A 12,369-nucleotide genomic window follows, 5' to 3' on the forward strand; every position below is an offset into this window, starting at 1 on the left:
CTCAGCCAAGACGAAAAGTGGAGCACGGGCAAAAAGTACCTGGAGGTAGATCCATACAACAAGTGGCTCAACCGACAGGCCGGGGCGCATCCAGAAGAATTCCAGGCATGAGACATTCATGCAAAATGCGGCTTTGCCCGTAGCAAACGACATACCGCATCAGGAGAGGTTGGTCAAGTGCTCTCCTTGACGAATCTCTCCTGATGCGGTTCAATTCAGCCTGGGCAAAGCCATGGACAGAGAAACTCCAACCCAAAAAGAATTTACACAAAAATCCGGACTTGACCCGACGGTACACGAGTATACCTAAGACAAAATTTTATTAGACAAACATTTGTTCCCTGACAGGATCTGTCACACTGGTGAAGATAATCAGAATTAAAGATGGATTTTGGGGAGCGGTTAATCGTCAGACTCAACCGCGTATCGGGAGATGTTTTCGTAAAGTTGCCATATGGGTGAATTACAGTAAAGTACAAACTGATAGTTAGCGAATTGCTCTGATTTAGAATCGCCCGAAGGCATCACTGCCACTACTAAAGGTTTTTGTAGCACACAAGACAAAAATAGTGCTCAACGCGCAATGGCAATCATTGCATTACCAAGTGTTGACATTGGTTTGGACATGCGTCTATACTGATTTTAACTGGTGTTATTTATTATTTATATTATTTTAGAGGGGGTGTTGAGATGAGAATCACTGCTTGTTTCAAGACGGATAAATTACCGTTCGCATACCGGTTGGGTGTACTCAGTATCATCAAAGAATGCCTGAAAAAAGGAGATTCGGGACTATACAAGTCCTATTTTCAAACCAATCGTCCCAAGCCTTATGCATTTTCTGTATATTTACATGATTTCCGATTTCAAGAGACGGAAATCAGCCTGTCCGGTTTTGATCTTCATATCACGTCACCGGATTATCAGTTCATCATTCCGTTCCTGAATGGATTGCAAAAAACAACGCAATTCCGGTACAAACAGTATCTGTTCCATCGAGGATCAATTCGGTTTGGCAATGAACAGAAGGTTCATTCTTCGCGTATCTTGGTTCGAACGCTGAGCCCAATTCTGATTGAAAACGAGCGTCACCAGCCGCTATCACCCCACGATCCTGCTTACAATGATCAGTTTCTGGCCATTTCGAACCGAATTTCGCAGTCGCTTCGCGGACAATCTCTGAAAAGTTTCGTCAAAATCACGCCAGTTTCGACTAAAAAAGTGGTAATCAAAGAATTGAACGATTCGTATCTGAAAGCCAGAGAGGAACAAAGAGTTTCCAGCGATTATTTATTTTTCACCGCCTATCAAGGACGCTTTATGCTTGAAGGCGATCCGTCAGATTTGCAATGGCTGGTCGATGTAGGCTGCGGCTTGCGTACCGGTCAAGGTTTTGGATATATTCAGGTGGAAAGCGAGTGAGTCGGTAGATGCAACTCAAGCTTCACATGGATGACTATGTGACCGCAATGGGTGGAATCGGGTTGCTCCGGTTGCAAGAGTGGGCACACCGGAATCTGGGGACGGTTCCGAATCTCCATCATCCGTCTTCTCCCATTCAGATGAACGAGGATCACTTGCTTGTGGATCCATCTGTCTTAACTCAGATTCCCGAATGGTATTTCCGCTTCTTGCTGGATCACTATTCGATATTCAAACGGGAAGAAAAGAGACTTTGCGAAATTGGGAATTTCAAGTACCACACGGTTAAAGAGCAAGTAGATAAATTGAAAGATTCTATCAACCAGAACCTGAATAAACTTTCCAAATATTTTTCCGATACCGAACCGTACAAGCTGATGCAGGAATGCCTGGAAAATGTAAAGAGATTGTCCGTTGAAGAGGCCAAGACGGGTCTCACTGGATGGCGGGACAAATACCTTGAATTACTGAAAACGGACATGTTTGAAGAAAAGCTAACTTTTAACTTTATCCGGTCGGTGGTACTAAAAAACTTCTTTGGACAAGTCTCTTTTCTCCAGAAAACGATGAGCCACTTTAACTTGCAGCAGCACATCGATAAAATGACAGAGGATTACATACAACCGCTGCTCTTTGATCTCCGTTTTCATGAGTTGTTGTACAGAAACGTTCCGGCATCCGAAAAATACCAGGCCGTTTTGCAGCATCTTGGTCAGTCCAATCAGTCGATACATAGACGTTGGAGCAGAGAGTTAAAGAAACGGAGGCCCGACGAGTTGGAATCCTACTTTCGAGAGCAATTGCGGTGTACCTTTGAGGAGAATTGGCTCGCCACGGATTTATTCGAGGAAAAAATATTTGTTCCTTTGGGATTAAGCAGTGGAAACGCCTGTAATTTTTCGTGGGATCTGGTGAATCATCCGACACCCATTTCGTCTTGGATTCGCTTTGTGTTGTTTATCAGTCCCATTGGACTTACTCCTTTTACAAAAGTATATAAGGATCAATTCGAGACTTACTACAGTTTTGTTTTCCAAGATGGTTCCCCCGGTCTGATGTACAAAGCTAATGAAGCTCTGCGCAACCTGGAACAGAACGAATCTTTCGAGAGTTTAATCCCGAAGCTCGTCAAGCGAGAGCGGCATAAAGCGAAGCAGGAAAGCAAGCCCGATATCCAGATTCTCGAGTTCTATTCGGAATATGACAACAAGAAAACGGTGATGCACTATTATCATATACCACGCCACATGCTGGATTATTTCGAGCGGGATGACGTGAACAAACTGCATACAATTTGGGATCGGTCATTGCGTGATCCGTTTTTGCAACTTGTGATGGAGAGTGTCGACCCGATTCAAACCATTTGGCTTCATTTGCAGAAAGCGATTCGTGGAAAAGCAAACCCGCAATCAATCTATAATGCCTTGCGGGAAAGATGGAAAATTAATTGTCTGAAAGAAGGGAGAACTATGAAACAGTCAAGTTTTATCTACGCTGCTTTTATGGAAGGGAGACAAGTTCGGGAAAAACTGAAGAACTTGTCAGATGACCTCTCCGAGCGAACCGAATATGTATCCGGTGGAGAGAAACGGGCAGCTGGTATTGCCCACCGTCTGTTGAACGCCGTAAAGGCCGGAAACAAGCAGCAGTTTCTCGATACTGTCATCCGGCTTTATTTGCAGGTGAAGTTGCCAGTACCTTCACTGTTGCTGAATGTCCTGCATGAGGAAAAAATCGATTTTGCTTCATTATCGGGTGCCTTTATCACGGGACTGTTGTCAGACAAGAACAATACGGTGGACGATCAGGCGGAACAGTCGGAACAGCAGCCCGTTCAATCGATAAACGGGTAAACATGGATTCGTATATTATTCGAAAATTAGGAAGGAGAAATCACGATGGCAAAATCTTTAACCTTAACGGTTGTGTTTCAGGCCAATTCATTGAATTACGGCGAGGGAACAGCAAATATTTCCGAATTGAAAAAATTCCATCGGGGAAACGGTGATGTCTACACCTTCGCTTCCCGTCAAAGCTTGCGTTATGACATCGTGCGGATCGGAAACGAATGTTTTGGCTGGAATCTGGATACGGTGGATAAGTCGAAGTCGGTTATTCAGTTTAAAGAAGATGTGACGATTAAGGACTCCGTGGAAATGGACCTGTTCGGATATTTGAAAACGGGCAGCAAATCGAAGAAAAGAGCTGCTGTCGCCAGGCTCAGCCATGCTTTGTCACTGGAACCTTACAAAAGCGACATGGAGTTTTTGAATAATATGGGGCTCGCCGAACGGATTGGAGAAACGCCAAATCTGGCGAATCTGGAACAGCATCAAAGTTATTATGTATATAATCTGACGGTTGATTTGCACAAAGTTGGAATCGATGGAGAAATTGTCCTTCCTGTGGAGGAGCGTGTTCTGAGAGTGACCCAGTTGCTTGATATTCTGAAACTGCTTTACCGGGATATCAAGGGGCGCAGGGAAAATTTATCCCCGTTATTTGCAATCGGAGGCGTCTATGAAGTATCCAACCCGTTTTTCATGGGGCGCGTCAAGCTAGTTCATTCTGAGCATGGTTGGAATCTAGACCTTTCGTTATTGAAGGATGCGATGCAGATCACCTGGAATGGGAAAACGATCCTTGAATCAACGATGATGGGTATCGTCAGCGGCTGGATCGCCAATCAGGAGGAATTAAGCGAAGCATTTCCTGGACGTGTACTCTCTGTCGAAGAGTTTTTTGCGAAAGCCAAACAGGAAGTCAGGCTGGCCATAGGGGAGTAAATGCTATGGAAGTGCTCCGTTTGAAATTGTTTCAGGAGACGGCGTGTTATAAAAAGCCAGCTGCTTTTAAAGTGGGTGAAACATATCCTCTCCCCCCCTACTCCACCGTCAAAGGGATGCTGCATCAGATTTTGCAGGCGGATCACTACATTCCCATGCAAATCTGTATTCAGGGGAGTTATGAAAGCCGAATAGTAGACTACCAGAAGCATTATTTTTTCAAAAAAAGTAAAACGACTGATTTTCCTCTGATTACTGACGGACTGGCGTTGGATTTTGTTTATTCCGATATTACCGCCATGCCGATCTATGTGCACCTGTTGCTGAATGTACAACTTGTCATTCATGTAAAGGCGGAACAGGAAATTTTACTGCGACTGCAACAGGGAATAGAGAACGGCGTTTCCTTCAGTCTCGGTAGATGGGAAGATTTGGTGAGGGTGGATGAATGTCGGATGGTAGAAGTGCGGAAAACGGATAGAGAATGGATGATGACCTTACTGCCCATTTACTGGCCTGTGTCTGATGATCAGGAATTGTCCGGTGTCCCCTACCGCCTCAATTGGAAATACGAAATCATTCAGGGGATCCGTCAATGGAAAAAAATCAAAGTGAGGTACGTTCAGGCGGGAGAATGGATTGAGGATCCGGACAATTTCTTTGATCCCGATGGATATCCGGTGATTTTTCCGAAGGAAATGGAGGAGTAACGCATGTTTTATGCCAAATCCCACCCCGGAGAAACCATTAAGGAACATAGCGCTCAATTGCTGGACGGCCTGAATCTGCTCCAAAAGACGTACGGTCACAAAATCACGAACGATGACACGTTTTGGAAGCTGTTGAAAACGGCCGTTTTATTTCATGATATCGGGAAAGCTAATGTTCTGTTTCAGAACAAAATCCGCAAGTTTCGGGGAGAGGAACCTCTCCCCTGCTGTTTATCTCCTCGGGATGAAATCCCCCATAACTATGTATCGGTCGCGCTTATCCCCTATAAACAACTGAGTTTTACTAAAGATGAGTGGAGACTATTGGTCGCAGCTATCGGTTATCACCATGAAAGGAATGTGCTTCCTAACAGCCGTGATATCCAGGAATATGTGAAACAAACCGTTTCAAAAGAAACGATTCAAGCATTGTTTGAGGACATGGAACTACCCTATCAGCCGGAGGAAGCTTCCGAACGATTGTTGGATTGGTTGGAAAAAGATAGAAAATCGAAATATGCAGCTGCATTGCACGGGAATCCGGAATTTTTCAAGAAGCATGTGCTGTTGAAAGGTTTGCTTCATCGTCTGGATCATGCAGCTTCTGCCCATGTCGATGTGGAAACAGGCGCGGAGGAAAATGCCGGTGAAAAAACAAGACGATTTTTGTCGAGGTTTGAACTGCGGCCTGCCCAACATTTCGCGATACAGCACGCTGATCGGAATGTGATTATGGTAGCTTCCACCGGGATAGGAAAAACAGAGTCGGCCTTGCTGTGGATTGGGGAGCAGAAAGCGTTTATTACTCTACCCTTACGGGTAAGCTTGAATGCGATGTATGATCGGTTATCCGATCGGGACAAGATCGGTTTGCAGCATGTAGGGCTTCTGCATTCCAGTAGCTTTGACTACCTGAGCGAAAAAGCGGAGATCGATGGAGAAGAGACTTATGAAGTCTCCCGACAGCTTTCCCAAAAAGTGACGTTAACCACTATCGATCAAGTGTTGAAGTTCCCTTTTCTGTATAAAGGTTTTGAAAAAGAACTTGCGACCTTCGCTTATTCCAAACTGGTTATTGACGAAATTCAGGCCTATGATCCCAATATTGCTGCGATGCTGGTCAAGGCGCTTGAAATGATTGTCAAGATCGGCGGGAAATTTATGGTGATGACTGCTACGCTACCGAAATTGTATTTGGAAACTCTCTGTTCACGTGGAATCATTCCGGAAGATCAGTGGGTGCACGCTTCTTTTCCTAACGATGATTTGAAGCGCCACCGGATTCATACGTATTCGTCAGAAATTCTGGATGTCACCGATTCCATCATACAAAAAGGCAAGAACAAAAAGATTTTGGTCATCTGTAACACGGTGGATCAGGCCATTCGCGTTTACAAGCAATTACAGACAGAATGTGAACGAACCGGTGAGCAGATCCCGGTTTGGCTGCTGCATGCCCGTTTCATCAAAAAACACAAATCGATGTTGGAGCAACGAGTAACGCAGTTTGCAGGATCAGGGTGGCACCAAACAGACGGTGAGGTGGAAACGGGCATTTGGGTCACGACACAGATCGTGGAAGCGTCCTTGGATGTGGATTTTGACGAACTGTATACGGAAATGTGTCCCTTGGACAGTCTGTTCCAGCGAATGGGCCGCTGTTATCGGATTCGTCCGTATTCGGAAGAAGAACCGAATGTACATATCTTTACTTGGAATCCGTCAGGAATGGGGACGGTGTACGATGCGAAATTAGTGGAGATGAGTCAGGAGTCGATACAGCCTTTTCAAGATCATATTTTGTTGGAATCGGAAAAAATGAAGCTGGTCGAACTTCTTTACAGCAGGAAAAGTCTAAGAGGCACTTCGTTTTTACAGAAATTCGATGACGCCATTCGCTTGTTCGATAACCAGCTCTTTTTCGAAACGAAATCGCAAGAGGCGCAGGAGATGTTGCGGAACATCCGGACCCTGGAAGTGATTCCATGGAAGTTCCGTAACGAAGTAGAGGAATGGGTGCACCGATTGGAACGGGAAACGGACAAAAAGCGGCGCCGAAAATGGAGACAGGAGATCGAAAAAATGTCAGTCTCCCTGAACGAGAAGACGTTGAATTATAGAAACGTCGCTCTCATTCCATTGGAAACCATAGGCCTGGAATACTTGAGCTGGATCATGGATTCGGATGCGAAATACGAATTTGATGAACAAACTTTACAGGGAAGCGGATTGGTGTACAAGCGAGGAACGGATATCATGTGAAGAAGGGATGATTCAATGGAAAACGTACGTGGTGTGGAAGTTCATTATTACGCCATTTGTAAACGCAAATTATGGCTGTTCCACAAAGGAATCCGATTTGAAAACGATGGGCATGAACGTGTGATCGAGGGAAAAATTCTTCACGAACATGCATATCCCAAAATGGATAAAGACGTAGAGCTGGAAGCATTCGTGAGAATTGACCGGCAAGATGGGGATGTGCTTCGGGAAATTAAACTGACCAGCAAAATGAAAAAAGCGGATCGTTTACAGATGCTTTATTATTTGTATATTTTAAAACAAAAGGGGATCCGCAAGACAGGACTGCTCAGTTACACAAAAGAAAAAGAGACGGTTGAAGTTCATCTGGATGATGACGGTGAACAAGAAGTGCGTAAAGCCCTGGCAAACATACAGACTATTCTGGAGGGGAATATCCCTCCTTTTCAAAAATTGCCCTACTGTAGTAAATGCGCTTATAAGGACTTTTGTTTTTCTGGGGAGGCGGATCAGGATGAATCGTGATATTTTCATTCTTTCTAACGGTCGCATGAAACGAAAAGACAATACGCTCTATTTTGAAGACGAAAAAGGAGAAAAGCGTCCGATCCCCGTTGAACAGACAAACAGCATTCATTTTCTGGGGCAGGTGGATTTCAATACATCTCTGCTCCATTTGCTATCTCAACATCAGATCTGTTTTCACGTCTACAACTACTATGGATATTATGACGGAACCTTTTGTCCGAGAAATCCCAAAGTATCCGGTTTCACCGTAGTACAGCAAAGCGCACATGTCCTTGACCCGGAAAAACGGATGTATCTGGCCAAGTCATTCGTTCTGGCTGGCATTCATCATATGTTACGAAATATTCGCAGGAACGGCAGCAATGATACGGCTTACTCGGATACAATTCTGTCGATGCTCGATCGGGTGGAATCAGCCCGTACTATTCCGGAGTTAATGGGAGCCGAAGGACACTGCAGACAGGTATACTATGATGCGTTTGGACAATTGTTGAAGAACGGAATGGAATGGCATTCTCGCAGTAAACAACCTCCCAAAGATCCGGTTAATGCGCTGATCTCGTTTGGAAACAGCCTGATGTATACAACGATCATATCTGAAATTTATAAAACGGTACTTGATCCTACCGTAAGCTTTTTGCATGAACCTTCTTCGCGACGTTTTTCGCTAAGTCTGGATATAGCTGAGATTTTCAAGCCTTTGATTATCGATTCGCTTGTTTTTACCCTGTTGAATAATCGCAGGATCCAGGAAAAGCATTTTGAATCCAAGGATGGGGCTGTCTTGTTGAATTCGGAAGGACGAAAAAGATTTTTGGCTGCATTTGATGAAAAAATGAAAACTACGATTAAACATCGTAAATTAAACCGTCAAGTTTCTTATCGCTACTTGATTCGCTTGGAAGCTTACAAACTGATTAAACATTTCATTGGCGACGAAGTGTATAAACCTTTTAAAGCGTGGTGGTGATATGTTTGTTATTATTACTTACGATGTAGGGGAGAAGAGGGTTGGAAAAGTATGCAAAAAACTTCGAGAGTACTTGGATTGGACGCAAAATTCCGTATTTGAAGGCGAAATCCAGAAAGGGAAGCTAACCAAATGCTTGAATGAATTGCAGAAGATCTTGTCCGATGAAGACTCGATTTATATTTATAAGGTGGAGAATCCCAATCATCTGCAAAAGGATGTGATCGGTCAAGATCGGTCATTTGATCATACTTTTTTCTAATATTTTGAAGTTCTGCATCGCGCGCCTTTTCTGGATGAATACCGGAATCCCTTGAGACTGTAAGAAGGAACAGTTTTTTTGGGCAGTATCCAAATTCCACATCACCGGTTCGATGCATTTTTCGCTCGTTGTTCAACAAGGGGAGTCACCTTTTTCCCTTGATAGATCAAGGTTTTTTTGATACCATGAAATAGGGGATTATCTGAACGTAGTGGGATTTAAAGAAGCGTGGTCCTTGTGATTGCGCTTGTTTTTTTTCCTGGATTATCTGAACGTAGTGGGATTTAAAGATCCGAAACAGTTTGAAAAGTTGCCTGAACCCAGTCGGATTATCTGAACGTAGTGGGATTTAAAGCGTTGAAATGCCGGTCACACATGTCTTTGAGTGCGTGGATTATCTGAACGTAGTGGGATTTAAAGTTACCCCATCCTCCTTTGTGCCCGCTTCACGTTTTGAGGATTATCTGAACGTAGTGGGATTTAAAGTTGGATGTGGTACTGCATTTCGTATATCTCCTCCAGACGGATTATCTGAACGTAGTGGGATTTAAAGTCAACTAATGCTGTAGACGGCTTGTATCAGGCTGCGGATTATCTGAACGTAGTGGGATTTAAAGACGTCTGCCGTACTCGCTCGTCCGCCATCGCTAGCTCGGATTATCTGAACGTAGTGGGATTTAAAGTTGCAGAGGACGCGCGACTGGTAGAAATCTATCTGGGGATTATCTGAACGTAGTGGGATTTAAAGCTGAATACCCTACAGAATCTGGATAATCTGCAACCGGATTATCTGAACGTAGTGGGATTTAAAGATGGTTGGCGATCCCGAAAGAAACACGACTGCTCAGGATTATCTGAACGTAGTGGGATTTAAAGACTCCCGGGCCAGACGCTCCAACTCTGCAAATGCAGGATTATCTGAACGTAGTGGGATTTAAAGAAAGCCCGAAAATCAAAGCTTGTGTCGTAAAAGAATTGGGATTATCTGAACGTAGTGGGATTTAAAGAACTTCTTCCGGCGGTGCAGGATCAATAAACCGCGCTGGATTATCTGAACGTAGTGGGATTTAAAGATATGCCCGCCAGTCCGGCGATCGCTTCCTGCAATTCGGATTATCTGAACGTAGTGGGATTTAAAGGTGTCAAGATCACTGCGGACACGTATTTGCACGTCGGATTATCTGAACGTAGTGGGATTTAAAGTCGAATCGAGCAATCCCCTAAATTTATCAGGCGCAGTGGATTATCTGAACGTAGTGGGATTTAAAGGCCTTCCAAGGCGCTTTACCACGTCGATGACATATTGCGGATTATCTGAACGTAGTGGGATTTAAAGAAGTAATCCACTTCTTTTCGCGCACAACAAAGGGGTAGGGATTATCTGAACGTAGTGGGATTTAAAGGCATAAGCGGCAAGAGCACCGACTTCAACGGCTCCGGATTATCTGAACGTAGTGGGATTTAAAGATTTCTGCCGCGTTATCCCCGTCGCTTACGACGCCCGGGATTATCTGAACGTAGTGGGATTTAAAGTCAAGCATGTATTTGTTCCCCCTCCTGGCTATGGAGGATTATCTGAACGTAGTGGGATTTAAAGCAGCAACGTCGCCCTGGGCAGCTCGGGAGCCGAGAAGGGATTATCTGAACGTAGTGGGATTTAAAGACAGACTATTTGAGTTGGGGGGATCGGCAGGAGCTTAGGATTATCTGAACGTAGTGGGATTTAAAGCGATGACTGGATAGCGGTCGACCGGAAACTGCGGGAGGATTATCTGAACGTAGTGGGATTTAAAGACCGATGGGCGACCGGCTAAGATATACAGCCATCCCGGATTATCTGAACGTAGTGGGATTTAAAGATAGGCTGCTTCGCCGGGTTCCTCTGGTTGGATTTCCCCGGATTATCTGAACGTAGTGGGATTTAAAGAGGAGGTGTATGAGTTGACGCTTTCGATCACGTTTTGGATTATCTGAACGTAGTGGGATTTAAAGCACTTGAACACCTGAATACCGCGAGCACCTTGTCAAGGATTATCTGAACGTAGTGGGATTTAAAGGCGGATTCAACAGTGGTATGAGAAGGAGACCGACAAGCGGATTATCTGAACGTAGTGGGATTTAAAGTCAGTCAAAGCCAAGATCGAAAGTAGTCCTTTGTGGGGATTATCTGAACGTAGTGGGATTTAAAGACTACTACACGCTGGTTGTCTCGCTGATTGGCGCGCTGGGATTATCTGAACGTAGTGGGATTTAAAGTAACCAATGCTTTTTGTGCGTTACCCATAGAATCAAAGGATTATCTGAACGTAGTGGGATTTAAAGTTGAAGCGAGCGTCCGAACTCCTGCGCGAGCTTGAGGGATTATCTGAACGTAGTGGGATTTAAAGAATGTTGGCTTTGCTCTGGTGAATTCCTCACGGAAGGATTATCTGAACGTAGTGGGATTTAAAGTGAGAACAAAACGACAACCCCCGAAAGGCGGAACCGGATTATCTGAACGTAGTGGGATTTAAAGCGCTTAACCCCCCTAGTAGTGCCCCTACTTAGAGACGGATTATCTAAACGTAGTGGGATTTAAAGAGACAACCGCTCCAGCGTAAGCCGCGAGAGCACCGACGGATTATCTGAACGTAGTGGGATTTAAAGAGTGACAACCAAGATGCGCACCACCGTAGTAAACTTTTGGATTATCTGAACGTAGTGGGATTTAAAGGATATTGCTGTGCTCGAGCACGGCAGGTTGCTTTCGCCCGGATTATCTGAACGTAGTGGGATTTAAAGAGAGTCTCCCCGAAGAAAAAAACTCGGAGTCCAGCGGATTATCTGAACGTAGTGGGATTTAAAGTTGTTTCAGAGACTATTTTAAAAACAGGACTCTTCGGGATTATCTGAACGTAGTGGGATTTAAAGTGTGTTTCACAATTCCGTCATTTAGCCCGGGAACCAGTGGATTATCTGAACGTAGTGGGATTTAAAGCTGGATCGCCGTCAACGGTCGCGCAGCGTCGCCGCAGGATTATCTGAACGTAGTGGGATTTAAAGCTTGATGTGCGGGTGGAAGACAATGAAGATGGTGACGGATTATCTGAACGTAGTGGGATTTAAAGAGTGAACCGTCACCCGATGCGCGTCTTTCATGAAGCGCGGATTATCTGAACGTAGTGGGATTTAAAGAGATCAAGGTGCGGCATTTAGGCGGTCGGCTAATCGAGGATTATCTGAACGTAGTGGGATTTAAAGCTTCTACTGTGACGGCTGCTTCCGCTTCGGCCGTCTGGATTATCTGAACGTAGTGGGATTTAAAGTTAGTAAGAACCTCCCTCAAAGAATTAATGTTTTCTTCGTTTTTCTCGCCATTACGCATGTTTTTATCTTTCACGAACGAAGCGCTTGAGGATAATATTTGACGAAAAGTGAATATTTGGGATC

8 protein-coding genes and 1 CRISPR repeat array are annotated in these 12,369 nt (G+C 44.5%); all 8 genes read left to right on the plus strand.

The genetic code is table 11. The annotated features are described in order from the left end of the window. Nucleotides 1-690 precede the first annotated feature (690 nt). Genes cas6 through cas2 form a run of 8 tightly spaced genes read left to right on the plus strand, consistent with a single transcriptional unit; the run spans nt 691 to nt 8,940 of the window. Nucleotides 691-1,422, plus strand: a complete 732-nt coding sequence (gene cas6, locus C230_RS0102330) for a CRISPR-associated endoribonuclease Cas6 (RefSeq protein ID WP_018130446.1) — start codon at nt 691-693, stop codon at nt 1,420-1,422. 8 nt (nt 1,423-1,430) lie between these two features. Then, nucleotides 1,431-3,275 (plus strand): hypothetical protein, encoded by a 1,845-nt coding sequence (locus C230_RS0102335; RefSeq protein ID WP_018130447.1) that lies wholly within the window; start codon nt 1,431-1,433, stop codon nt 3,273-3,275. A 45-nt stretch (nt 3,276-3,320) separates the two neighbouring features. Then, nucleotides 3,321-4,208 carry a type I-B CRISPR-associated protein Cas7/Cst2/DevR gene (gene cas7i / locus C230_RS0102340; protein WP_018130448.1) on the plus strand — a complete coding sequence of 296 codons (888 nt, stop codon included), beginning with the start codon at nt 3,321-3,323 and terminating at the stop codon, nt 4,206-4,208. 5 nt (nt 4,209-4,213) lie between these two features. Further along, nucleotides 4,214-4,918, plus strand: coding sequence for a type I-B CRISPR-associated protein Cas5b (gene cas5b, locus C230_RS0102345; protein ID WP_018130449.1), 705 nt, complete (start codon nt 4,214-4,216; stop codon nt 4,916-4,918). Nucleotides 4,919-4,921: 3 nt separating this feature from the next. Beyond that, the gene (locus C230_RS0102350) at nt 4,922-7,180 is read left to right on the plus strand and encodes a CRISPR-associated helicase/endonuclease Cas3 (protein ID WP_018130450.1); all 2,259 of its coding nucleotides are present in this window, start codon (nt 4,922-4,924) and stop codon (nt 7,178-7,180) included. A gap of 15 nt (nt 7,181-7,195) precedes the next feature. Continuing rightward, on the plus strand, nt 7,196-7,705 hold the full coding sequence (cas4, locus tag C230_RS0102355; RefSeq protein ID WP_018130451.1) for a CRISPR-associated protein Cas4: 510 nt from the start codon (nt 7,196-7,198) through the stop codon (nt 7,703-7,705). Then, entirely contained in the window at nt 7,695-8,678 is a 984-nt protein-coding gene (cas1b, locus tag C230_RS0102360) for a type I-B CRISPR-associated endonuclease Cas1b (RefSeq protein ID WP_018130452.1), read from the plus strand. Before cas4 ends, cas1b begins: the two co-directional genes overlap by 11 nt. Nucleotide 8,679: 1 nt before the next feature. Then, nucleotides 8,680-8,940: a CRISPR-associated endonuclease Cas2 gene (gene cas2, locus C230_RS0102365; RefSeq protein WP_026174088.1), complete on the plus strand. Its 261-nt coding sequence runs from the start codon at nt 8,680-8,682 to the stop codon at nt 8,938-8,940. A gap of 195 nt (nt 8,941-9,135) precedes the next feature. Continuing rightward, nucleotides 9,136-12,245: a CRISPR direct-repeat array (repeat unit 29 nt; unit sequence GGATTATCTGAACGTAGTGGGATTTAAAG). Nucleotides 12,246-12,369: the final 124 nt, after the last annotated feature.

Source organism: Effusibacillus pohliae DSM 22757 (genome assembly GCF_000376225.1).
Lineage (GTDB): Bacteria > Bacillota > Bacilli > Tumebacillales > Effusibacillaceae > Effusibacillus > Effusibacillus pohliae.